The 24,539-nt window shown below is 64.7% G+C and carries 12 protein-coding genes; 6 read left to right on the top strand and 6 right to left on the bottom strand.

All coding sequences use genetic code 11. The features are described 5' to 3' along the window. Nucleotides 1-26 precede the first annotated feature (26 nt). Nucleotides 27-899 carry a hypothetical protein gene (locus ACW179_RS17000; protein ID WP_492060645.1) on the top strand — a complete coding sequence of 291 codons (873 nt, stop codon included), beginning with the start codon at nucleotides 27-29 and terminating at the stop codon, nucleotides 897-899. After that, on the top strand, nucleotides 869-1,147 hold the full coding sequence (locus ACW179_RS16995; RefSeq protein ID WP_492060644.1) for a hypothetical protein: 279 nt from the start codon (nucleotides 869-871) through the stop codon (nucleotides 1,145-1,147). Before ACW179_RS17000 ends, ACW179_RS16995 begins: the two co-directional genes overlap by 31 nt. A gap of 69 nt (nucleotides 1,148-1,216) precedes the next feature. On the opposite strand, the gene ACW179_RS16990 is transcribed toward ACW179_RS16995, so the two are convergent. Together ACW179_RS16990 and ACW179_RS16985 are read right to left on the bottom strand one after the other, a co-directional pair. Beyond that, nucleotides 1,217-1,933, bottom strand: coding sequence for a B3/B4 domain-containing protein (locus ACW179_RS16990; RefSeq protein WP_492060643.1), 717 nt, complete (start codon nucleotides 1,931-1,933; stop codon nucleotides 1,217-1,219). Between the two features lie 96 nt (nucleotides 1,934-2,029). Beyond that, entirely contained in the window at nucleotides 2,030-3,055 is a 1,026-nt protein-coding gene (locus ACW179_RS16985; protein WP_492060642.1) for a fatty acid desaturase, read from the bottom strand. Between the two features lie 371 nt (nucleotides 3,056-3,426). Here ACW179_RS16985 and ACW179_RS16980 point away from each other — a divergent pair, with 371 nt between their 5' ends. Continuing rightward, nucleotides 3,427-4,098, top strand: a complete 672-nt coding sequence (locus tag ACW179_RS16980; RefSeq protein WP_492060641.1) for a hypothetical protein — start codon at nucleotides 3,427-3,429, stop codon at nucleotides 4,096-4,098. Between the two features lie 480 nt (nucleotides 4,099-4,578). Here the strand turns inward: ACW179_RS16980 and ACW179_RS16975 are convergent, their stop codons facing one another. After that, on the bottom strand, nucleotides 4,579-5,277 hold the full coding sequence (locus ACW179_RS16975; protein ID WP_492060640.1) for an IS6 family transposase: 699 nt from the start codon (nucleotides 5,275-5,277) through the stop codon (nucleotides 4,579-4,581). A 106-nt stretch (nucleotides 5,278-5,383) separates the two neighbouring features. Continuing rightward, entirely contained in the window at nucleotides 5,384-6,475 is a 1,092-nt protein-coding gene (locus tag ACW179_RS16970) for a helix-turn-helix domain-containing protein (RefSeq protein ID WP_492060639.1), read from the bottom strand. Between the two features lie 659 nt (nucleotides 6,476-7,134). Between ACW179_RS16970 and ACW179_RS16965 the strand changes: the two genes are divergently transcribed. From ACW179_RS16965 to ACW179_RS16955, 3 genes are all read left to right on the top strand, one after another. After that, complete coding sequence (locus ACW179_RS16965) at nucleotides 7,135-8,964, top strand: sulfotransferase family protein (RefSeq protein WP_492060638.1); 1,830 nt, start codon at nucleotides 7,135-7,137, stop codon at nucleotides 8,962-8,964. 2 nt (nucleotides 8,965-8,966) lie between these two features. Beyond that, complete coding sequence (locus ACW179_RS16960) at nucleotides 8,967-17,186, top strand: hypothetical protein (protein ID WP_492060637.1); 8,220 nt, start codon at nucleotides 8,967-8,969, stop codon at nucleotides 17,184-17,186. Nucleotides 17,187-17,562: 376 nt separating this feature from the next. Then, nucleotides 17,563-21,444, top strand: coding sequence for an FG-GAP-like repeat-containing protein (locus tag ACW179_RS16955; RefSeq protein WP_492060636.1), 3,882 nt, complete (start codon nucleotides 17,563-17,565; stop codon nucleotides 21,442-21,444). 269 nt (nucleotides 21,445-21,713) lie between these two features. On the opposite strand, the gene ACW179_RS16950 is transcribed toward ACW179_RS16955, so the two are convergent. Both ACW179_RS16950 and bglB read right to left on the bottom strand, forming a co-directional pair. Then, nucleotides 21,714-23,303 (bottom strand): MFS transporter, encoded by a 1,590-nt coding sequence (locus tag ACW179_RS16950; RefSeq protein WP_492060635.1) that lies wholly within the window; start codon nucleotides 23,301-23,303, stop codon nucleotides 21,714-21,716. A gap of 120 nt (nucleotides 23,304-23,423) precedes the next feature. Then, entirely contained in the window at nucleotides 23,424-24,533 is a 1,110-nt protein-coding gene (gene bglB / locus ACW179_RS16945; RefSeq protein ID WP_492060634.1) for a beta-galactosidase BglB, read from the bottom strand. Nucleotides 24,534-24,539: the final 6 nt, after the last annotated feature.

The raw sequence follows: 24,539 nt of genomic DNA, 5'->3' as shown, positions 1-24,539 counted from the left end.
ATCGTTCGCTTTATGAGCACGTCCGCATGTTTGAATTCTTGAACGACCCACGCTCGGAGATCCTCTACGGCCCGGTTGGCGAGACCCAACATTGGGAACGCCAGCTTGAAACCGCGCGGGCCATGATCGATCGCAACCGCGCCGCCGATCGAGCCCTCGCCCTCGAAATCGAGGGCTTCGACCAAGGTGCTAAGGTCGCTCTGAACCCCGACTATGGGGACATGTTGCAAGGGCGGGGTGACGACGGCGCAGAGCTGTCTGTCTACCAATCTGCCACCTCAAGCATCGCGGCGATTGCCGTCATAGCTCCCCTGCTGGAGATGTTGCTAACCCGGCTGTTTCTGTGCCTGGGCGCGCAATATGGCGATCTGATTGCGACGGACATCGCGACGAAAAGGCCGTCACCGCCATTGAGGGACACCTGGGATCCTCACCAGTACTACTGCCGAAAGGCCGCCAAGGATCATCTTGAGCGGCTGGAGTTGGCGGCCAAGGAAGACCTCGTGAGCGGGGTCAATCAGTTGGTGAAACTCACCAAGCTGACCGGCTACCTTCCTGGGGATTTCCGGCAGGTGATCACCGCGATCTTCCACTGCCGCAACCACATGCTTCACATGGGGCCAGAGTGGCATCTGGATCGGCGTGACAGCTTCCTGGACCTGATGCAGAAGCGTGTTTGGCCCGACGGCTGGTTCAGTCAGGCCACCATCGGCGGACGCCCCTGGGTCTTCTACATCGAGGATGCCCTGGCGGACCGAGCGCTTAAGCTCGTCGATGAACTCATCCATGCCGGCGGCGCGTTCATCCAGGCCATCGACGCCACGCTGACGCCGGAAGATCGCAAGGCCAGGATCGCGGCCGCCGCGCCGTGCGCCTGGCCAAGAAGATCCCCGACCTGAAGATCAAGGTGTATTTCTGCGAGCCTCGCGCACCCAAGCACGGGCGCGTGTGCGAAGGCGTCGAAGCCGATCTGATCGCTATGTTTTGCGAGGACTATCGCAGTAGGCCGCTGCGCAATCGCAACACGCCGTCTCATCGCCATGAGTTCGTCTACGCCAAGAAGGATCTGCACGTCCTGCACCCAGGCAAGGGCAGCGGCTATCACTGGGGACTGACGCCGCTTCCCTCGTGCCACTTCTACGGTTGAGCCGAAAACGAACGAGCCGTCGATTCTTTGGATTCGACGGCTCGCGCGGGTAGTCGAGACCCGAGAGACTCAGGCGCAAATCGCCTCGGTGGCTAGGGCGTGGGTCACGAAGAGGCGGCTTTCGACCGTTGCGCCTTCGTCGCCCAGGAGTTGCGCCAAGCCCTCCATTGCGGTTTGGGCGCGCAGCCGATGCAGCGCCGTGACGCCCTCGCTCAGGAAAAGAATGTGACGCGAAGTCTCGTCCAGCGCCGCACGCTGGCTGTCGCGGCAATTGAAACCCCAGCAGAGAACCTCATCGCCAGCGGCGTAGACGGGCAGGTTGGCCGTGAGCGGGAAGGCTTCCGGCCCCGCGCCGAGCGGAACGAAGCGGTCAGTCTCGGGCCTGGCGCGGCGCAGGTCGAGACGACCCAGGGCGATCTTGTCGAGATCCACCGCGCCCAACGGCGCAAGATGGGCCAGAGAGCAGCCGTTGTAGAGATCGACTATGGGATGGATGGAAGCGAGATCCCCTTTCAAGGCTCGGCGCGCCAAGGCCTCGATGCTGGCGCGATGTTTGGAAGGCTTGAGGCCGGTCAGCCCATAGGCGTGACGCCAGGCCGCCAGGCCTGGATCGTCGGTTGGGTTCTGCAGGACGCCCAGTTGCAGGCGCGCCAAGCGTGAGCCGGAGTCCAGGACGCTGTAGGCGCGGCTGCGGTCGGGGCTGCGCGGCAGGCGTGCGGTAAGGCCGCAGACGAAGAGGTCGGGGAAGGCGGCGGCCAAGGCTTGGTCGATGTGGAGTTGCAGCATCGGGAATGTCTCCAGAAGAGAGTAGGGGGAAATGGAGGAGGCGTGGGGGCACCACGCCTCCGGCGCCGAGTTCGGGCGCTCCGCTCGAACAGTGAGTTAGGGAGCGAGCACGTCGCGGCGCGACAGGCCTTCGGCGTAGAGCGGGTCCTTCATCAGGATCCGATGCAGCGCCGCCAGGCGGGTGGTCGGCACCTCGGCGAAGAGGTGATGCACGAGGTGATAGGCGTCGTTGAACGGGTGGATCAGAACGCGGTGGAACCAGCCCAGGTTGTTGTAGGTCGAGCGGAAGTCCGAAGCGCTGGCGTTGTCCCAGTCGTGCTCCTCGGCCTCGGCGACCGCGCGCAGGATGGGGAGGGTGAGGACGAAGGGCAGGGCAAAGCTCGCGAGCCAGGCGATCAGGGCCGGGCCGATGCCGACCCAGAGGGCGATCGGCGTCATGATGGCCAGATGCCAGACGGCGAACCTCAGGACCACGACCGGCTTGGTGCCCACTTCCCAGTAGTATTCGGCGACGTACCGCGGCAGTTCGCGCACGAGCACTCCAACCCAGGCTAGGCCGCCCCGGCGCCCGGCGGCGCCCAGCAAGCCCGGCACGCGTCGGATCAGGCACGGGTCGTCGGCCCCGCCGTAGTTGCGATGGTGGATGACGTGCGTGCCGCGATAGCCGACCACGTCCTGCATCACCGGCCAGGCGAAGAGCAGGTTGCAGAGCAGATCGTTGACCGTCAGGCCCCATTTGCCGCCGCGAGCGATGGCACCGTGGGAGCCGTCGTGGACCATGAGTTCCATGCCGCGCAGGGCGCGGGTGGCCAGGAGCGAGCCCAGCAGCCAAGTGGCCGCCGAGACCACGGGACCGAAAACGGCCCAGGTCATGGCGCAGGCAACACCGCAGAGCGCCAGGCAGAAGTAGATCTGGAAGCCGATGCCCAGGGCGCCGAGCGGGTCCGGGCGCCCGAAGGCGGGGCGGTCAAAGTTGATGGCCAGTTGCTGGACGATCTGGGCCTTGGTCGGCGCGTGGGGCGGCGCGGCGCCCAGCAGCATGGCGTTCAGCTGCGGGTAGCTGGGCGCCTTGCGTCCGCCAGCCGCCTTGCGTCGGGACTTTTTGGGGGTCTTGTGCGACATCGGGTCGTCTCCGGTTGGGTTGAACCAACGGGAGTAAATCTTCTATATAAGCTATTGAAAATAAACAACATTTTATCGCTTCGGTCGGCTACGACAGGCTGCGGCGCGTTCCGGCCGCTTCGGCTGCGGCTCAATATGGTAAATCTGGCTTTAAAATAACGACGTCACCCGCGACTCAAGGGGTTCGCGAGTGTCAATTCGGTATGTTACGCTACAGTTTGATTGGCTCGCCTATGCCGCGTTCCAATGAGCTTAGCTGCATTGAGACCGGCTTTGTTCGACGGAGGACGGCGAGAAAATGCAGGACGGAGTGTGTCTCGACGAGGTTAACGAGGGGTTAGTGGGCCTTGGCGGGCCCGGTTGGGGTTGGGATGGCTGCCGACGAAAGCGACAACGATCCGATGTTCGGCGTGCTTCTACTGGGCTTGACCGCCCATCTCGAGCCGCTGGTCGTGACGAATCCGGAACTCGCCACGGCGCGCGTCCGGCGGATCCGCGCCGAACTGGATCGTTTGGAGACCTGGAGCGCGGGCCGCGTCGATTCGGAGCCCAAGAAGCGCGCCCACGCCGATCGCGCCGAAGACCGTTCTGGGGGCGACGGCGAAGCTGCGCTAACCCTCCACAAGGGAGCCAAGCACGCCGAGAGTCTCTACACCGACAATCGCGGAATCTATGCCCGGGCGGCGGAACTGGCGGTTCTGCGGGTCCTAGAGGTTTGCCCGGGCCGATGGACCAAGACCACCTTGTGGAGGCGCCTTTCGGCGCTCTTGGATATCGGCACCGAAGGCTCGTTCAAGACGCGGCTCAACAAGCTGCGCCATGCCCAGACCATCCATTGGGAAGAGGGCGAACACGGCAGCCCCATCGTCATCACCGAGGCGGGTGAGAAGCGCTGTCATCACTTGATGGTGCCTGGCGCACACGGCATCGACGAGGAGCAGTACGACTGCTTAGCAAAGTACGCGACGCTGCTGCAGTTGCCGCCCAGAAGCGGCGCGAAATTGACCCAAGAGCGCCAGCTCAAGCGCATGGCAGGCCGTTGAGGCTCCAAAGCGCTGCGGGGTGTGCCCACATCTCAAAATATCCCAGATTTTTCGGGCTATCGCGCCGGCGCACACGCTGCATGAGGCGCCGGCTCTGGCGCGCTCGGCCTGTTTCGCCGGAGCCGGCTGCGCCTAGGGGGCGTTGCTACGCGGGCGTCGGAGGTCCGATGCCGTCGCTCAGAGGGCGAAACTGCGGTCCACTGATATCCATGCCCATCTCACCTTGTCGCGCCACAAACCGTGGGTAGGAACTGGGGTAGAACGCAGAGGTCGGAAAATTTAAGTATAGGAAAATAATAGAAAATTTGTCCATTCCGGCGGACTCCGTCTCCGCCACCCACCCCGGAAATTTGTCTCAAGCGGCACTCGGCGCTCCCAAGCGACCGAGTAAGCGCGCCTATTCGCCGCCAATCGCTCGGAACTGACAAGTTTACCGCCCAAAGCCGCACTGGGCCGCACCAATCGAATGGCCGAAGCCAGTTAGGCGGCGATTGTCGCCGCCGCCCAGGTGAGCTCCGCCTTGGCTCGGAGCGTTCGAAGCCCCGGCCGGGAGATGAGGTGAGGCTGGAGGTTAAAGGCGTTGTAGATTGGCCCGTGGCTGGCGAGGAAGCGCTGGGCTGAGCCCTGGGATTTGAACTTCTGCTGCTTTCGTTCTCGTCGTCGGATGACCAGATGGGAGTTTTCGGCGCGATTGTTCTGGCGCATCCCGCCGGGATGATGACGCTCTTGCAGCCCGAACATCTTTATCGCCGCGCGGTACGACGCCAGTTTGTCGGTGACGATCGTCTCGGGCGAGACGCCGGTGTTCCGCAGGAGCCGACACAGTAGCTTCAGAGCCGCCTTCTTGTTGCGGCGTTTCTGGACCAAGACATCGAGCACTTCGCCCTCGTCATCGACGGCGCGCCAGATGAACATCCGGCGCCCGCCGATCTTGGCCACGACCTCGTCCAGATGCCATCGGCCGGTCGGGGCGGCACGGCCGCGCCGCAGATTTGAGGCGATCAACGGGCCAAACTTGATGACCCAGCATCGAATGGCCTCGCGGCTGACCTCGACGCCGCGTTCGGCCATCAATTCCTCGACGTCCCCGATGCTCAGGGTGAAGCGGAAATAGAGCCTAACCGCCTGCAGGATCACTGCCGAGGGGAAGCGATGGCGCTTGAACGAGATGGGTTTCATTTTCTCCTCCGCCCCAAAGCCGCGTTCGCCCGGGTTGCGGAGAAAAGTTAGCGTTAGACTGCCAGCACCTAACTGACAGCACCTCCGAGACTGCTCGGATCGCGTTTCAGGTGTCGAACTTGCTACTCGTGTCCTCGTCGATTTCTTCCAGCCAATCTGTGACGAACGGCGCTTTGCGCTGGGTGGTGGCTTGAGGGGTCTTCATGACTTCCGGATACACTCTGAGGTCACCTGGATTTAGAGAGTATTTTCTCTTGAAGGACCGATAGAATCCCGAGGTGTCACCAAATCCCCAGACGGCCGCGACTTCCATGACGGACAGGTGCGCAAAGCTGGGGTCGCAGAGGGTCAGGTAAACCTTCCGCAGGCGCTGGGTGCGAATATAGTCGGCGACGCCGCCCAGAGGGGCCATGTGCCGATACAGAGCGGCGCGGGACAGGCCGAGTTGATCGCAAAGGTGATCCGGGCCAAGGGTGGCATCGCCCAGATGCCTATTGATGTAACGCCGAATACGAACAAGCTGTGCGTCGGCCAGGTCTTGCTGGTCCTGGTCGCTTTCCGGACCAGACAGTAGAAGGCCCGAGACAAGCCCGGCTGTTGCGTCGATCAGGGCCGGTCCGTCTTCCAGTGCCGCTTCGGCGGCGGCAAGCCACAGGGCTCGCAGATGCGCGCCAAGCACCGTGTTGGCGACGCTGCCCTTGCGCAGGATGAGGCCGTGCAAGTGATCAAGATTGCGCTTGCTCCCCTCCAGCAAACTTCTGGGCAGGATCAGATTCTGAACATAGTTCGCCGCCAACACGCTGCTGGTTCGTGTAAGGTCCAGAAAGCCGACATCGCCAGTCTCGGCGATCTGATCGACGCCTTCGATGTGCTGTCTCTCGGTGCCTTCCAGATAGAGATAGATGCAGATCAGATCGAGGCTGCTGGCTGCGATCTTCTCAGCATTCCTGGAAAAGCGAAATTCTCCGCCCTCCAGCCTGGCACGACTCAGCAGCGCCGGGCCCATCACGTAGACGCGCGTGCGTAGATCCAGTTGATACTGGTTCATGTCAGGAAATTCAGTGTCGAACACGCCGCTGAGGGCGTCGCGAATGGCCTGCGCGACTTCTTGCGGTGGCCCATCGTCAGTGCCTCGCTCCAGGCACGGAAGCTTATTGGTTGTCACGGTTTCGGCACGCTGATTTCTAGGTTCGGTCAATTATCTGTCTCATTGAAACTAAGTTTATGCCTTGCTTGTGAATTTTTTGCTTAGCAGAGCTATCTGCTTTGATTGTCAATTGAAATTGAAATTACACTTTATTATATCTGGAGAGTTTCAACGTGCGAGATTTATAAATAAATTTGACGGATAAGGTTCGGAAATATCTTTTTATGAATTCTTCATTCAAAAGTTAAGCGTATTTGCTTCGCAAATTTCATTCCGACCCCGCTGATGACTTGATTTCCAGTTGATATATCAGAAATCTCAATTTCTGTCCGATGTGCTCGGAAATATTCGACAATAGGAAGTGCAAATTGGAAATTCAAAAATATTGAATATTATTAAGGCGTTATGGGCATTTTCCGTGCATGCAAAACGGCGCGATGTGGCATCGTAGGCAGCGGAAACGGGGACGGCGGCTTGGGTCGCGCCGTTGGTTCGGGGCCATTGCTCGCCAAGGCAGGCGACGCGTTTGGAGGGCCTGCATGACCTTCGCGGGCGGGCCCATCGGCGATCGGCGGCCATCTGCTGACAGTCGTCTCAATCGAATGGACATCCGTCTCAATCTGCCTTGCGAGGCCCGAGAGGGCATGGTCAAGGCCGAACGGCCGTGAGCTTAACCGCCTCTTACGATCTTGCGATCCGGAGAGACCGTGGTGGGCAATCGACTATCTGCACCCGTCGCGCAGCCTCCTGGCCATCCGCCCCGTGCTGCAGACCTTGCCCGGGCGGTTGCCCATCTGGCCGCCGGCGATTTCCATGCTGCGCTTTACGCCGCCAGTGACGCCTGCCACGCCAATCCTGACGACGCCGAGGCTCACTACGCCTATGGCCAGGCCTGGTTGGGTCTGAACCAGACCGAGAAGGCCGAGCACGCCTTCGCCGCAGCGATCCAGAGGGCACCGGCCTGGGCCGAGCCCTGGGTGAACTACGGGGTGGCCCGCTATCGCCAGGGCGCGATCCACGACGCCAAGACCGCCATGCGCGAGGCGCTGCGACATACGCCGGGCCATGTGGCGGCGTCGGCGAATCTCGCCGCCTTCCTGGGCCTGACCGGCGAGCGGGATGCGGCCGACTTGCTGCTCAGGGAAAGCCTGGAGCGCGAGCCGCGCAATGCGGCAGCACGTCTGAACCTGGTTGCCGACCTGCTTCAGCGGGGACGCGCGCAGCAAGCTCTGTCACTGTTGGAGGAGTCCACGGTGCCGGGCAACCCGGCCGAGGCCCGGCACTGGCATCTGTTGAGTACCCTGGCGCTCCTGCAGCTTGGGCGGGCTGGCGACGCGCGCTCCGCACTCGTGGCGTTCGAAGCGATCGGCGCCTGTCCGCCGGCGCTGACCCCCCTGTGGCTTTGGCGACGTCTCTGTCTTGCGCTGGCCGAACACGACCCGACCGCAGCGCTCGACGAGGCCGCAGCGATGGAGGCGGCGCTAGCGAGCTCCGGTGAAGCGATGCTGCCAGAGCATCGGATCATGGCCCACTACGACCTTGCCAAGTTCTGGGCCGGTCAGGGTGAGCCAGCCCAGGCCTTCTCGCACTGGAGCGCTGGCCATGATCTTCTCAAGCACGAGCAGCCGTTTTGCCGCGCTGACCACGCCGCCTTCGTTGAGGCCAGTCAGGCGCGGTTAGACCGCCGGCGACTGGCGGACGGACCGCGCGCCACCAACCGCGATCCCACGCCGGTGTTCATCGTCGGCATGCCACGCTCGGGCACGACCCTGTGCGAACAGATTCTGGCCGCCCATGCCGACGTGCATGGCGCGGGGGAGCGCGGCGCGCTCGCTGAGGCCTTCCATGCCCTGGGGGGCAGCGAAACCGCCGACGGCGTCAACGCCATCGCCGGCCTTGATGGGGCCGCTCTGGACGCCGCCGCCCATCGCTACCTGAGTCAACTGCGCGCCCTGGCGCCTGACAAGGCCCGGATCATCGACAAGATGCCGGGCAATTACCGCTTTCTTGGTCTGGTAGGTCTGATGCTGCCCGGTGCGCGGATCATCCATTGTGTGCGCGATCCGCGCGACATCGGCCTGTCGATCTTCAGCTACCGTTTCCACGGTCATCATTCCTACGCGCACGACATTGCCGACCTGGGCTGGGCGATCGCCCAGCAGCTGCAGCTTATGGCGCACTGGAGCGCGGTCCTGCCAAACCCGGTGCTGCAGGTGCGTCTGAATGACTGGGTGGACGATTTCGACGCGACCCTGTCGCGGGTCCTGGACCATCTGGGCCTCGCCCATGATCCGGCCTGCGTGCACTTCCACGAGCGCGACAGCGATGTTCGCACCGTCAGCTACGCCCAGGTTCGTCAGCCCGTTAACGCCCGGGGCCTTGGCCGCTGGAAGACCTATCAGGCCGAACTCGCGCCCCTGATCGCCGAACTCGACGCCGCCGGAGCGCTTGAGGGCTGGCCAGAAGACCCGTTCGCTGCCCCGAACGCCGTGGCCTTGCCGGCCCAATCCGCCCCACATTCGATCTCACCTGGACGTTGATCATGACCACCCCCACGCTTCTGAACAACGGTCAGGCCGTCACCACCCAAGCCCAGTTGAACGCCTGCATCGCCGCGGCCAACGCCCTGGCGGCCAATAGCGGTGCCTATGCGATCATCCTGTCCGCAGCCTTCCAGGGCTCGCTCGCCAGCCCGCTGACCCAGATCAACCTGGCCTCCGGCGTCTCGCTCGATATCCAGGGGAACGGCGCTTTCCTGGACGGGGGCGGCCAGCAGCGTGGCCTCTACGTCAATGCCGGCACGGTCACCATAGAGGACCTCACCCTCTATAGCATGGCGGCCATCGGCGGCTCGCCTTTGGTCAGTCCGGGCGGCGGCGGTGCACCAGGCCTGGGAGGCGGCCTCTATGTTGGCGCGCGGGCTGTCGTCAGCCTGGATGGCGTCAATTTCCAGAACAACTCCGCCCGAGGCGGCACCGGCGGTGTTGGTGATAACGGCCACAAGTCTGGTCCGTATGGCTGGGAGGGCGGGATCAACGCCAGTGCTGGCCCCGCCGCCGCCTATGGATACGGCAGCGTGGGTGGCGACGGCGGTCACGGCGGCTTCGGCGGCGACCCGTTGGAAGCACAGTTGCCGACGCGCGGTTCGGGCGGGTTTGGCGGTGGTATACCCGGTGCCGGAGGCGGCGTTGGTGGCCATGGCGGTCACGGCGGCAGTAGCGCAAGCTATCAAGATGGCGGTGGGGGGGGCGCCGGCGGTGGTGGTGGCGGGCTGGCGGCGGGCGGCAACATCTTCGTCGCCGAAGGCGGCGCGCTGACCATCGCAGGAAGCAATCTGATCCTGCCCGGCAGGGTGACGGGCGCCGCCGGTGGGGCGGGCGGAGGGGGCTCTCAAGGCTACCGCGACGGCAAGGACGGAGATCCTGGTGCGGTGGGCTCGGCCTGGGGCAGCGGAATCTATCTCCAGGGAACTCAAGGCATCACCTTCTCGCCCGGCCTTGGTCAGACGCAGATCATCGCAGGAACCATTGACGATGCGGCCGGCCAAAACGCCGGGTCCGGCGTCGGCTCAGTGAGCATGAAGGGCGACGGGCTGCTGATCCTGAGCGCGGCCAACAGCTTCACGGGCGGACTGAAGCTCTATGGTGGAACGACGGTCCTGGCGGCCGCGGGCGCTGCGGGCCTGGCGGGCACCGGATCTTCCGCGAAGATCGACTTCGTCGGCGTCGCAACCCTGAAAGTCGACTCCGCTGCCCTGGTCTCGACGGGCGTTGTCAGCACCAGCGGCTCCGTCGGCTATAGTTTCGGCGGAGAGCTGGTCAATTTCGCGGGCGGCGATTCCGTCATTTTCAGCAGTCTGTCCGCTGCCGGGGCCTCCTATACCTACGTCCCCGGCAATCGCATTCTCGCCATCCATAGCGGCGGCAAGGACGTGGTGCTCAGTCTGAGCGGCTTCAGCGCCGAGAGCTTCACCCTGTCGGCTAATAGCAGCGGTAACCTGGTCATCACGGGGGCCATGGCCACCTTGAACGACCTGAATGCCGCGATCGTCAGCGCGAATGCGATGCCCGCCAACAGCGGCGTCATCCATATCAACCTGACCTCGAACATCTATCTGTCCAACAACGCACTGCAGGCGATCAATCTGAAGCCCGGCGTGACCCTGAACATCGATGGCGGCAACTATGTCATCGATGGCCAGTCGAAGCAGCGCGGCCTGTTCGTCTATTCAGGCGAGGTCACGATCGAGAACCTGACGATCCAGAACATGGTCGCCAAGGGCGGTGCGGGCAGCGGCGCGGGGGCCGGCCTGGGCGGTGGTCTGTTCGTGGCCAATGACAGCGCCCACGGGGCGGCACCCGGGGTTGTCACCCTGACCAATGTCAACTTTGCGGGCAACAGTGCGATCGGTGGCAGTGCCACCGCCGGAATTCAGCAAGGCGGCGGCGGCGGCATGGGCGGCGACGGCGGTAACGGCAGCGCCTCATACGGCGGCGTCGCAGGTGGCGGCGGGGGTCTTGGCGGTGCGGGCGGTGTGGGAGGCCCTCCCCGACAGTTGGTTGTCAACGGCGGGCTGACGAGCCCTAACGGCCAGGCGGGCATCGTATCGGGCGCGGGTGCCGGCGGCAGCAATCAGCAGGCCTCCGGTGGTGCCTCGGGCGGCGGCGGTGCTGCGGCCTTGGGTGGCATCCAGGCCAACACCTACGGCGGGGGCGGCGGCATAGGCGGCGAAAGGCCCGGCGTCGGCTTCGGGGGCGGTGGCGGTTTTGGCGGTGGTGGCGGCGGTGGCGGATACGGCAGCCAGGGCCAAGCCGGTGACGGAGGTTTTGGCGGCGGCGGCGGCGGCGGCGGAATCACCGTCAATGCGGGCGACGGCGGCTTTGGCGGCGGCGGCGGCTCGCTAGGACCCGTTTCCACCGGTCCTGGCGGTCGCGGGGGCTTCGGGGGCGGCAATGGCGTGGGCAATGGTGGCGGCGGCGGCCTTGGGGCCGGCGGTGACATCTTCATCCAGCAGGGAGCCTCCCTGACCATCGTCCAGACCACGGGCGTGGGGGTCCTGGCCGGGGGCACGGTCGCCGGGGGATCCGGCGGGGGCGCGGGCGGGAATGGCGCGGCCTATGGCAGCGGTCTGTTCCTGCAGGGCAATCAGTCGATCACCCTGAGCCCCGCCCTCGGGGCGACCGAAACGATCACCGGCGTCATTGCCGACATGACCGGATCTCGTGACGCCAGCGGCCAGACCGGGGCCGGATCGCTGGTGATGAACGGGCAGGGGACCCTGGTCCTTTCGGCCGCCAACACCTTTACGGGCGGCGTCACCCTGGCCAGCGGCGTGCTCGAACTGGCCGTTGCCGGCGCGGGCGGCAGCGGCGGCATCACCTTCGCAGCTGCGGCTGGCGGGGCGGCGATACTTCGCATCGACGCCGGGGCTATGCCCGCCAATGGCGGGGTCTTTGCCAACACCCTGAAGGCCAGCGGCGGGGGCTTCAACAGCGCCAACACTGTCGAACTCGAAGGTTGGACCTATGCGCCCGGTGCGACGGCGGTCGTTGTCGGGTCCAATCTGGTGGTCACCAACGGCGCACAGAGCGTCAAGTTCGTGCTGGCCAATGCGGGTTCGACCGGTTTCACGGTATCGGCGGACAGCGACGGCCATGTCCTGCTGACCGGCGATCCCACCATCAGAAGCGCGAGCCAGCTGAACCAGGCCATTCTCGCCGCCGACAATGCGGCGGCCGGCAGCGGCGTTCAGCGGATCGTCCTGGGTGCAGACATACAGCTGACCTCGGCCCTGGAGGCCGTGAACCTGAAGGCGGGCGTCAGCCTGGAGATTGACGGAAACAACTTCACGCTCGACGGACTTGGAACCCAGAGGGGCTTCTTCGTCTATTCCGGCGTCTTCTCCGCCTCGAACCTGACCCTGCAAAACATGCTGGCCAAGGGCGGCAACGGCAATAGCGGCGGCGCGGGGCTGGGCGGTGGGCTGTTCGTAGCCAATGACACCGCACATGGCGCCGCGCCCGCCGTGGTGACCCTGACCAATGTGAACTTTGTCAACGACCGGGCGGTCGGCGGCGATGGAAGCCTCAATGGCACGATCTCGGGCGGCGGGGGCCTTGGCGGCGCCGGCGGCAGCGGTGTCGGTGTCGGTGGGGGCGGCGGCGGCATTGGCGGTGCCGGAGGCGATGGCCTTGCCGGAGTTGACTTTGGGGAGCGGGGCATTGTGGCCGGCGCGGCTGGGGCTGGGATCGGAGCCATCCTCTCCTCGAACATCTACGCAGCAGGCGGCGCGGACGGTGGCGGCGGCGGTAGCGGTAGCAGCCTCGGAAGCGGGAAGAACGGCGGCGGCGGCGGCGGAATCGGCGGTGCGAACGCGCTGGGGCAAGCGGGCGGTGCCGGAGGCTTTGGCGGCGGTGGAGGTGGCGGCAAGCAGGGTGGCGCGGGCGGATTTGGCGGCGGCGGTGGTGAGGCCACCTCTGGCCTTGGCGGCGTCGGCGGTGCCGGCGGCTTTGGCGGCGGCGGCGGGGGCGGCAAACAGGGCGGCGTGGGCGGCTTTGGCGGCGGCGACGGCTCCTCCACCAAGTCTGGCTCGGGATGGGCCGGCGGCGGCGGTCTTGGCGCCGGTGGCGACATATTCGTCCAGCAGGGCGCATTCCTGACCCTGATCGGCGGCCAGCTGCTTGGCGGCACCGCGGCCGGAGGCTCCGGCGCCAATGCCGGTGCCGGCTATGGCGGGGCTCTGTTTCTTCAGGGCAATCAGTCGATAAGCCTGGCGCCTGCGGCCGGTCAGACCCAGCTCATCGCAGGCGTCATCGCCGACATGACAGGATCAAACGACCGCAGCGGCCAGACTGGCGCGGGGGGCCTGGTCATGAACGGCGCGGGCCTCCTGGTCCTTGGTGCCCGGAACACCTTCACCGGCGGACTGACCCTGAACGGCGGCCAGACCGAACTGGCGGCAGCCGGTGCGGCCGGCTCGGGGGCCATCACCTTCGGCGGCTCCGCGACCAACCCGGTCGGCCTCAAGATCAATGCCGCAGCGACGCCGGCCAATGGCGGGATCTTCTCCAACACCCTGGTCGACTTTGGCGCTGGCGAGAGCCTCTACCTGTCCGGAATGTCCTACACGAGTAACGCCACAAGCCGGTTGAGCGGCGGCGTACTGACGGTCTCCAGCGGCGGAGCCAGCCTGAGTTTCAACCTGGTCAACCCCGGGGCGGCCGAGTACGTCCTGTCTCCCGACGGCGCGGGCGGCGTGCTGGTCTCGGCCGGCATCGCGCCGACAATCCAGTTCGGCTCTGCCGTGGCGCAGCTGTCGGGACAAACGCTCTCGGTCAGTGGCCTGGCGATCGCCAACAGCGACGCGGTCACCTATGGCAAGCAGTTCACCACCACCATCAGCAATGCTCTGGGCCTGTTTAGCGCGGTCGCCTCGGGCTCCGGGACGGTTCAGGGCGTGGGCACGACCAGCTTGACGCTGACCGGCAGCCTGGCCGAACTGAACGCTGAACTGGCCAGCCTGACCATCGTCAGCCCAACCTTTGTGGGCGCCGCCAGCAACAGCCTGACGATCCTGACGAGCGATCAGTTTGGCGGCACCGCCAGTCAGACCTTCGCCCTGCCGATCAACCAACAGCCGTTCCTGAACTTTTCGGCGTCGGGTGCGCTGCAGATCGCCCAAGTCGGCCAACCTTTGCTGATTGAGGGGCTTTCGATCTCCGTGCCGCCGGGCGGGGGCGTGCCTCCGGTCATCACCGTGACCCTGACCGACCAGGCCGGTTTGCTGTCGGCCACGTCTGTGGGCGGCGGAACGGTGATCGGCGCGGGAAGCAAGACCCTCATCCTGAGCGGCACGCTGGCCGAGGTGAACAGCGGACTGGCGAGCCTGACCTATACCGACCCCGTCACCAACCTGGTGGTCTTTGACGAGATCAGGGCCACGGTCGGCCCGGGCGGCGACAGTGGCTCGATGATCATCCTGGTGAACGACCCGACAAAGGTCGTGGGTCCGGCCAGTTTGAACGCGATTGCCGGTCAGACGGCCTCGTCCCTGGGGTTCAGTCTGCGGGGCTCGCCCGTCGGCCACGACAACGTCACCGTCACCCTTACAGCCGTCAGCGGTCTGTTGTTCGCCACGGCACCGGCCGGCGATACGGGGTCAGGGGGCAGTGGGGCAGGAACCCGCACCGTGATCCTCAAGGGCGACTATTTCAAGGTCGCCGCCGAACTGGCCAGCCTGACCTACACCGCGCCGGCGGCCGGCAGTAGCGCGGACAGCCTGTCGATTACGATTAACGATGGTCGTGGCGGCCTATCCTCAACCACCACCGTGATCTCAATCGCCCCATCACCAGGCGATACCAGCGATCTGCAGCATATCGTCCTGACCGCGCTGGCTGATCTCCAGTCTTACGAGACCCAGACCCACGGCGTTTTCGTGGAAGCGCTGGCGGGAGCCGACGCCATTGTGGGCACGGCCCTGGCCGACCGTCTGGACGGCGGTGAAGGCGACGACACCCTGACCGGCGGTCTTGGCGCCGATACCCTTGTGGGCGGCGCGGGTTTCGACACCGCCGCCTATTCGGGTGCGCTGGCCGGGGTCACGGTGGATCTCGCCAGGGGATCGGCTCAAGGCGGGGCAGGGACTGACGCGCTGTGGAGCATCGAACGCGTGAGCGGCTCGGCCTATTCTGACAGCTTGACCGGCGATGGCCTGGCCAATCAGCTGAGTGGCGGCGATGGAGCCGACACCTTGATCGGTGGCCAGGGCGATGACCTGCTGTCTGGCGGGGCAGGCAATGACCGTCTCCATGTCGCCGTCGGAGTGGACACGGCGCAGGCCGGTGAAGGCGATGATGTCATCCAATACGGTTTCGGCTTTGCGGAGGACCTGCCGACGATCACCGATACGGTGGCCGATGGCGGGGCCGGTATCGACACCCTGGAGATGGGCCTGATCACGACGTCGCTGACGGTCAATCTGGGCGTGAAGGGTGGCTTCCAGTCGATCGGCTTTGGTCGACTGAACCAGGTCGGCATCGAGAACATCTCCGGCGGCACGGCATCTGACGTCTTCACCGGTGACGGCCTGGCCAATGTGCTAGCCGGCCGCGAGGGGGCCGACACCCTGGCTGGTAGTGCGGGCGATGACACCCTGCTGGGCGGGCTAGGTGATGACAGCCTGGACGGCGGCGGCGGCATCGATACGGCTTCCTATGCGGGGGCATCGGCCGGGGTAAACGTGTCCCTGGCCCTGACCACGGCCCAGAACACCGGCGGCGACGGGATCGATACCCTGCGCTCGATCGAGGGGCTGTTCGGCTCGACCTTTGCCGACAGCCTGACGGGCGCGGCCACCAATGACAGCCTGAACGGCGGTGGCGGGGCCGACACCCTCGATGGCGGTGTCGGTCGAGACACCCTGGTCGGCGGGGCGGGCAACGACATCTACCGCATCGACAACAGCCAGGACGCGATCGTCGAAGGCAACGGTTCCGGGACGGACAGCGCCATCACCACGGTCAGCTACGTCCTGGCAGCGGGCGTCTCGATCGAGCGCCTGGAGGCGGTGGCCGGCACGGCAGCCCTGAACCTGACCGGCAACGAATATGCTCAGGTCCTCGTGGGCAATGGCGGGATCAACACCCTGGACGGCAAGGCCGGGGCCGACACCATGATCGGCGGGGCCGGCAATGACACCTATCTGGCAGACTCGGTCGCCGACGTGATCACCGAACTGGCCGGCGAAGGGTTCGACACTGTCAGGACCACGGCCCCGGTCTATGGTCTTGGGGGCAACCTGGAGATCCTGACCTACACGGGTACGGCTGCGTTCAAGGGGACCGGCAATGACCTGGCCAACGTGATCACCGGCGGCATCGGCGTGGACCAGCTCGACGGCGGAGCCGGGGCGGACCGGCTGATCGGTCTGGCCGGCAATGACACCTATATCGTCGACAACCTCGCTGACGTGGTCATCGAGGCGCTAGGCGAGGGTCTGGATACCGTGAAGACAGCGATCACGGCCTATGTGCTGGGGGCCAATGTCGAGAACCTGACCTACACCGGCGCCGGCAACTTCCAAGGCTTTGGCAACGGCCTGGCCAATGTCGTCACCGGCGGCGTGGGTAACGACACCCTGGACGGCAGGGCCGGTGCGGACCGTCTGGTCGGCGGTCTGGGCGACGACACCTACTTCACTGACAATGTGTCAGACACAGTGGTGGAACTGGCAGGCCAGGGGCAGGACCGCGTGCTCACCACCCTGGCCAGCGCCAGGGCGGCCGACAATATCGAGACCCTGCAGTACATCGGCACGGGCAACTTCCAGGGCTATGCCAATGCCACGGGTGCCTCGGTGTTCGGCGGCGTCGGCAATGACACCCTGGTCGGCGGGGGCGGAGCTGACCGTCTGGCCGGGCAGGGGGGCAATGACCAGTTGACCGGTGGCGGCGGGGCGGACCTGTTCTATTTCGACAGCCCGCTGGTCAGCCAGGGCGTGGACCGCATTACCGACTTCCTGTCCGGCGTGGACCATATCCAGCTCCGGGCCAGCACGTTCGGCATTACGTCGATCGCGGATCTGGGCTTTGTGACCGGCGCTGGGCCTGTCGCGGCAGACACCCGGCCGACCCTGCTCTATGACACCGCCACCGGGGCTCTGTGGTTCGACGCCACCGGCGGCGACAACAGCGACCAGGTCCACATCGCTGTCCTTACCGGCAGGCCGGCACTGACGCTGGGGGATGTATACGCTGTCTAGGCCGATGGGACGGGGTCGGGGAGCGGCGGCGGGGGCAGGAGCGGGGTAAAGGGCCCAGGCTCGGCCCTGCCGCCCACCGCGATAGCGCATATGTGTTTGGGAAAGCGGGCAACCGATCTGAGAGAAGTCTCGTGTTCGTGGAGCTGTGGTTGGTTCCGCGACTGGCTCTGGCGCAATGGGACGGTGGCGCTTGGGCGATATCGGTTTGACGTCGTCTCCGCTCTGATCGGCGCGTTTCGCCCCTGACGGAGATGAGCTAGCGTTAGTCTGCCATCACCCTGTCACGCACCATTCGCATATTTGAACTTGCAACGCCGGCCACAAGAGGTTTCAACGTTAGGTGAAGCTTGTTGTGGCGATTAACGTTCAAGTTGGCATGATTGATTATCGAATCGACGGTCCGGCGCTCAAGGTCCTAGCCTCTCCTGAAATGGCGAAGATTGGCTCGCCCCTTTTAGAGATCGCGCAAACCCGGAACCTCGACACGGTGCCGGGCGACGCGTCGACGACGTTCACCCTGAGCAGCGTTGTCTTTGGGTGGGTCAACTCCACCACGGATACCGACTGGTACCGGATGCAGGTTGAGGCCGGGCAGACCTATACGATCGCCCTCTCCAGCTACACCTTGAGTGGCAACGCAATTGGCACGGCCGTGGCCGATCCGTATCTGCGTATATATAGCAGCAGCGGCGTGCTCATCGGCGAGAACGACAACAGCCTGATCTCGCTGGACTCCCGCTACAACTACGTAGCCAGCAGCACGGGCTACATCTACGTGTCGGCCAGCAGCGCCAACCGCGGCACGGGCAGTTACTCCCTTCTGTCGATCAGCACCCCGACTCCGACCGACAAAATTCCGGACAATACGACCACCACCTCTACCCTGGTGGTGGGCGGCAGCGTCACCAGCGAGATTGACGTCGCCAACGATACCGACTGGCACCGGGTCTCGCTCAACGGCGGCCAGGGCTACCTGTTCACGCTCGAATCGACCGTGTCGGGCGGCCTGGGCGACCCCTATATCGAAATCCGCGACGCCAGCGGCCGGATCGTCGCCTCCAACGACGACGGCCGGAGCGGCCTCGACTCCGAAGTCCGCTTCACACCGACGAAGGCCGGGCTCTACTATGTCACCGCCCGAGACTTCGCGAGCGATACCGGCCGCTACACGTTGACCGCCCAGGAGACCGGCCCGCAGGATCCGGTCGACACCATCGACTTCGGCCCGAAGCTCAATGCGTCGGAAATCCGCATCTACTTCGCGACGGCCGGCCAAGCCTTCGGCGGGTACTCCGCCGACCGCAACTGGTCGAGCGACGAGATCCGCTCGGTCGCGGCCGTCACCGCGTCGATTTCGGCGGTGGCCGGTGTCCAGTTCACCGTGGTGACCGACTCGAGCCAAGCCACGATGGTCATGGTGCTCGATTCAGGCCTCGACGACGGCGTAGCCGGGATGATGACGACCCCGCCCTCCTCGCCGGCGATCGGCGTCTTTTCGCCAACCATCGCCAGCTGGACGGCCGACAGCCTGAAAGTGGGCGGCATCGGCTATAGCACTATCCTTCACGAGATCGGCCACGGCCTGGGCCTGGCGCACCCGCACGACTTCGGGGGCTCGTCGGAAGCCATGGAAGGCGTCCTGTCTGAATTCGACTCCTACGGTTCGTCGGGGCTGAACCAGGGCGTCTACACGACTATGTCCTACAACGACGGCTGGCCCTCCGGCCCGGCCGGCGGCCTCGTCTCCTACAGCTATGGCGGCCAGTTCGGCCCGATGGCGCTCGATATCGTGGCCTTACAGGCCAAGTACGGTGCCGTGTCGGCCAGTGTCGGCAACAGCCTGTATGTCCTGCCCAACTCCGACACTGCCGGACTGGCCTACTACCGGGCGATCTGGGACACAGGCGGCATGGACACCATCTCAGCGTCCAATTCGCTTGACGGGGCCGTCATCGATCTGCGCCCCGCGACCCTCTTGAACGCTCCGGGCGGCGGCGGTTTCGTGTCCTACGTGGGGAAGGTCAACGGTGGCCTGACGATCGCCGCCGGGGTCTGGATCGAGAACGCCGTCGGCGGTTTTGGCGCTGACGTCCTGATAGGCAATGAACTGAATAATGTTCTGAGGGGCAACGCTCATAGCGACACCTACACGGGTGCCCGGGGCTCGGACGTTTTCGTAGTGCAGACCGGCTCTAAGGACTTCATCACCGACTTCTTGGCCAATGTCGATAAGATCGGCCTGGACGCCAGCTCCTTTGGAGTCGAGGCGGCCGCGTCCCTGGCACAGGCCGGCATCACCTTCCAACTCGGCTCGGCGGCCTCCGTCGCTGGCCGCACGCTGTACTACGACGCGGCCAGTCGTATTCTCCACTGGGATGCCGACGGCTCGGGCGCGGGCGCCGCTGTGGAGATCGCCCAACTGGGTCGAGCCAGTATGACGTCGCTGTCGTCGCTGGCGACGCTATCTATCGGCGGCTCGCGGCCGATATTGTACGGTTCGGAGTGGAGCGCGGCCGGTTCGGCTGACCTGAACGGCGACGACCTGCAGGACCTGGTCTGGCGCAACGACAAGAGCCTGTATGAGGCCTGGACCTTCGACGGTTTCCAGGCATTCGACTCTATGGCCCCGGCCAACATGGTCGGTAGCACCCTTGCCGGCGTCGGCGATTTCAACGGCGACAACAAGGACGACATCCTTTTTCGCAACACCAGCACCGGTGCCACCGAGGTGCGGACGCTGATTGGCTCTACCCTCACGACTTTGGCTTCGCCGGGTGCGCGGGCGGCGGACTGGACTGTTGCCGCAGTCGCCGACTTCAACAAGGACGGCCATGCCGACATCCTTTGGCGCAACACCGTCACCGGCCAGCTTGACGGCTGGTTGATGCGCGACGGCGCGTTTACCGCCGGGTTCACGCCAGGCGACAACAAGGGCATCGACTGGAAGATCATCGGCTCGGCTGATTTCAGCGGCGACGGCGACGCCGATATTTTGTGGCGCAACAGCGTCACCGGTCAGGTCGAGGCCTGGCTTATGGCAGGCGGCGTCAAGACCGGCAGTTTCGTGCCGGGCGCCTATAGCACCGCCTGGGAAGTGGTCGGCGTGGCCGACTTCAACAACGACGGCGTCGGCGACGTGCTGTGGCGCAACCCCACCACCGGCCAAGTCGACGGATGGCTGCTGAAGAACGGCGCCTGGGCCGGTTCGTTCTCGCCGGGCTTCTACGATACGAGTTGGCAGGTTGCCGGCCTAGGCGACTACGACGGCGACGGCAACGCCGACGTGCTGTGGCGCAATGCCACCACCGGCATGATGGACGCCTGGCGCTTGCGCAGCGGTAGTTGGACGGGATCTTACGATCCGGCTCGTGCCGTGTCCGACTGGAAGCCCGCCCTTGCCGGCGACTTCAATGGCGACGGCACGGTCGACGTCCTCTGGGACAACAAGCTCAGCAGCGCCTACACCGGCTGGCTGATGAGCGACGGCCGCAGCGCCGGCGCTTTCAATCTGGCGATCTCCGGGGCCACCGGCGTGGTTGCCGTTGGCGACTTTAACAGCGACGGCACCGACGACATCGTCTGGCGCACCACAGCCGACGGCTACCTAACCACCTTTATCAAGAACGGCGCGGCCGATCAGGGCACGATGTCCGTCGTTTCGCCTGGTGCGGACTGGATGCTGTTTGGAGCCGCTGATTTCAACGCCGACGGCGGCGACGATTTGCTGTGGCGCAACACCGAGACGGGCGTCACCCAGGCCGTCCTGATGAAGAACGGTGCCCAGATTGGCTCCTACATCCTGGGGTCCTACAATCTCGAATGGAAGGTCCAGGGTATCGGCGACCTGAATGGCGACGGTACGGCCGACATCTTCTGGCGCAATCCGCAGACCGGCCAGGTGGACCTGTGGCTGCTGAAGAACGGCGCCTGGGCCGGCTCGTATTCGCCGGGCTTCTACAACACCGACTGGCAGTTCGCCGGCATCGGCGACTTCAACGGTGACGGCACCGACGACATCCTTTGGCGCCAGCAGTTTAGCGGCCAGATGGACACTTGGATCATCAACAACGGCAACTGGGCGGGCTCGTACGATCCGGGCTCGATGGCCGCAGGCTGGAGCGTGGCCTCGGTCGGCGACTACAACCACGACGGCGTCGACGACGTGATGTGGCTGAACTCCGCCACCGGCGATGTCAACGAATGGATTGTCAACCCGCCGAACGTGGCCCCCTCGGCCGGCGATTTCATATTTGTCTGAGACGACGCTGTCGGGCCAAATTGCCGATAGCCCGCCGGGACGAGCACTCCATTCCACTACTTTAACTGCTCGTCCGAGGTGATCGGCCTCGTGGTGATGATGTACGTCAAGTATCCGCTGTCCCCTCCCTGGGTTTAGGTCCTGTCGGGCGAGGGGCAGTTCCTCGTGGCCCGAGGTCCTGCCGTGTCTGCCCGATCTACGCCAAGTGGAGACAAGTTGGGGTTAGGCTGACCGCACCCCGCTGCCTTGTCGAGCTAGGGGCCGGGCGGCTAGCCTCGTCCCCAGAGCCGACTATAGGTCCAGCCGGTCAGGTCCTCCACGATCACGCGAGCCTCGGGCGAGGCAGGCTCGGTTTCGCCGGCGCGCAGACGGTCAACCGCTTGAACCAGAACGACATGCGTTCGGGCGTTCAGGTTGAACCTCCAGGCCAACAGGAGTCCGGCCAGCATCACCAGGACAGGGCCTCCGACCATCACCAGCACCAGAACCTGGATGGCCTCCGGGGTCTGGGTGACGGGGCCGACATGGCCCTTGGCGGCCGATACGAAACCGCCCATGCCGATCAGGCTCGTGGTGGCGACGATGGCACCCGACTGTGCGATCTTGCGTACAAACGTCATCACGCCCGCAAAAATACCTTCGCGGCGCTGGCCGGTTACGGCTTCGTCGATATCGGGAAGGTAGTTGTAGACGCTCCAGGGCACGAAGTTCAGCGTGCCCCGACCCAGACCTGCCAGAATGATCGGTGCGAACAGCCAGAACGCCGTAAGGGGCTGGAAGGTCGGGCCGGGGAGGAGGGCCTTGAAAATGTTGTCCCCCGACGCGGCGACCCCGGTCCCGAAGTTGGCCGGGGGGAGCAGATAGAACATCAGGAACAGCAGGAGCGCCGCGCCGACAAAGGCAATGGCGATCCGATAGGCGACCGTCGGGCCGATGCGGATGACGATGTTGATGGCGATCATGACCGAGATCAGCTGGGCCAGGTACATGGTGGTCATCAGCTGGGAAATCAGCAAGGTCGAGCCTAGCATGACGCTGGCCACGAACAGCGGGAAGGCGGTGTTGAAGATGTCCTGCGAGATGTAGCCGCCCAGATACAGCGACAGGTGTTGGCGGAAGGCCTTGATCCGCAGGGTCGAGAACAGGTCCCGGAACATGTTGAACGGGATCATCAGCGCCTTTTTCCAGTCCATCGGCTCGGGCTGGATGCGCTTTTCGTCCTCGGTGTAGGGACGTTCCCAGGACAGCAGCACCACCAGGGTGACGACCAGGCTGAACAGGCCGCCGAAGATCGCCGCCATGATCAGGAAGGTGTTGGGCGAGTCCTTGCCGCCGAAGTGGCTGATGATCAGCGTCGGCAAGTACGAGGCCAGGATCGCCGAGGTTTGGGCGATCAGCATGCGCGCGCCCGCAAACTTGGCCTTTTCCTTGTAATCCTTCGTCATTTCCGCCGCGAGCGTTTCCCACGGGATCAGGAACATCGTGTAGACGAACTCGAAGAAGATGAAGGCCAGCAGGTAGTAGGTGAAGGTCTGGCCGGTAACGAACAGCAGCACGAAGGCGGGCAGCAGCGGGATGGTCAGGATCAGGAAGATCTTGCGCCGACCGATCTTCCGACCGACCCAGGTGTGGCGCAGATTGTCGGAGACATAGCCGATCAGCGGGCAGGTGATGGCCTCCAGCAGGCGCGGCAGGCCCAGGATCAGGCCGGCTTCGACCGGCGAAAGCCCGCAGAAGGTGATGAAGAAATAGGCCAGCCAGCCGGTGATCACCGCCTGAGCCCCGGCCCCGAGCATGTCGCCCGAGCCCCAGCCCCAGTAGTTCACCCAGGTCGGTTTGCGCACATCCGTGGCGGCCATGGTCTCACTCCCGTGAGGCGGGGTCTTTCGCCCCGCCTTTTCTCTGTTCTGGTATCGCGGCCGGACGACATCCTCGCGCCTCGCCGGGCTTGGAACGAGGACGTCGCGCCGCGTTGGCGATTAGATGAAGGCGCGCTGGAACTCGCCCAGAGCCAGCATGGCCAGCGACTGGCCGTAGGGCATCGAGGTCAGGGGAATGTCCTTGTAGCCCTGGATCGTGTCGAACACCGGGGTGCCGAACGAGACCTGCTGCAGTTCGCCCTTGTCATCGATATTGGCCAGCACGCCCTTGATGGCGCGGATGGCGACGGCCTCGTAGTCCTTGCCGATGTAGCGCTTGCGCACCGCCTTGAGGATTCCGTAGGCGAAGCCGGCGGCGGCCGAGGCCTCAAGGTACGAGGTCTTGTCGTTGATGATGGTGTGCCACAGGCCGCTCTCCTGGTCCTGGTACTCGGTCAACGCCTTGATCTGCGCCTCTAGTGCGTCGATCAGGAAGGCACGCAGGCCGTCGCCCGGCTTCAGGTCCAGCAGTTCGATGAACTCGGGGATGGCGATCGTCACCCAACAGTTCCCGCGCGCCCACAGGGCGTCGGCGAAGTTGTGGCGACCCAGGAAGGTCCAGCCGTGGAACCACAGGCCGGTCTTGCGGTCGGCCAGGTACTTGATGTGGACCATGAACTGGCGCTTGGCCTCCTCGACGAAGTCGGGTCGGTCCAGCAGCAGGCCGATCTTGGCCAGCGGCAGCACGCTCATCATCAGCGTGTCGTCCCACAGTTGCTGCGGGTTCTCGCTGTTGAAAACGATGTGCTGGAAGCCGCCTTCCTCGGTACGCGGCCCCTCGTACATGACGTAGTCGGCCCAGGTTTCGAGATAGGGCAGGTAGGTGTGGTCGCCGGTGGCCTCGTACAGATAGGCCAGGGTCAGGAACGGCGAGACGGTGTTGATGTTCTTGGTCGGGGTGCCGGCCTCGAAGCGGTCGGCGAACCACTTCGTCATGATGTCGAAGGCGCGTTCGTCGCCCCACATCTCATACTGCTTCCAGAGGCCATAGAGGCCCACGCCGTGGGTCCACTCCCAGTCGTTCCAGCCCTTGGTGTCGATGACCCGGCCGTCGTCGAGGCGCAGCAGGAACTCGCCGGTCTCGTCGGTGATGTCGACCAGATTGCTGATCAGGGCGGCGATCTTGGCCTTGATATCATTGGCCTCTAGGCCGTGGGCGAGATTGGGCACGTTGGT

It is taken from the genome of Caulobacter sp. AVps18 (assembly GCF_058681425.1).
This window is presented reverse-complemented; position numbering and strand designations above follow the sequence as displayed.

Coding starts and splice junctions, on each gene's coding strand:
- ACW179_RS17000 (WP_492060645.1), top strand. CDS start 27: ATGTTTGAATTCTTGAACGACCCACGCTCGGAGATCCTCTACGGCCCG.
- ACW179_RS16990 (WP_492060643.1), bottom strand. CDS start 1,933: ATGCTGCAACTCCACATCGACCAAGCCTTGGCCGCCGCCTTCCCCGAC.
- ACW179_RS16985 (WP_492060642.1), bottom strand. CDS start 3,055: ATGTCGCACAAGACCCCCAAAAAGTCCCGACGCAAGGCGGCTGGCGGA.
- ACW179_RS16980 (WP_492060641.1), top strand. CDS start 3,427: ATGGCTGCCGACGAAAGCGACAACGATCCGATGTTCGGCGTGCTTCTA.
- ACW179_RS16975 (WP_492060640.1), bottom strand. CDS start 5,277: ATGAAACCCATCTCGTTCAAGCGCCATCGCTTCCCCTCGGCAGTGATC.
- ACW179_RS16960 (WP_492060637.1), top strand. CDS start 8,967: ATGACCACCCCCACGCTTCTGAACAACGGTCAGGCCGTCACCACCCAA.
- ACW179_RS16955 (WP_492060636.1), top strand. CDS start 17,563: ATGATTGATTATCGAATCGACGGTCCGGCGCTCAAGGTCCTAGCCTCT.
- ACW179_RS16950 (WP_492060635.1), bottom strand. CDS start 23,303: ATGGCCGCCACGGATGTGCGCAAACCGACCTGGGTGAACTACTGGGGC.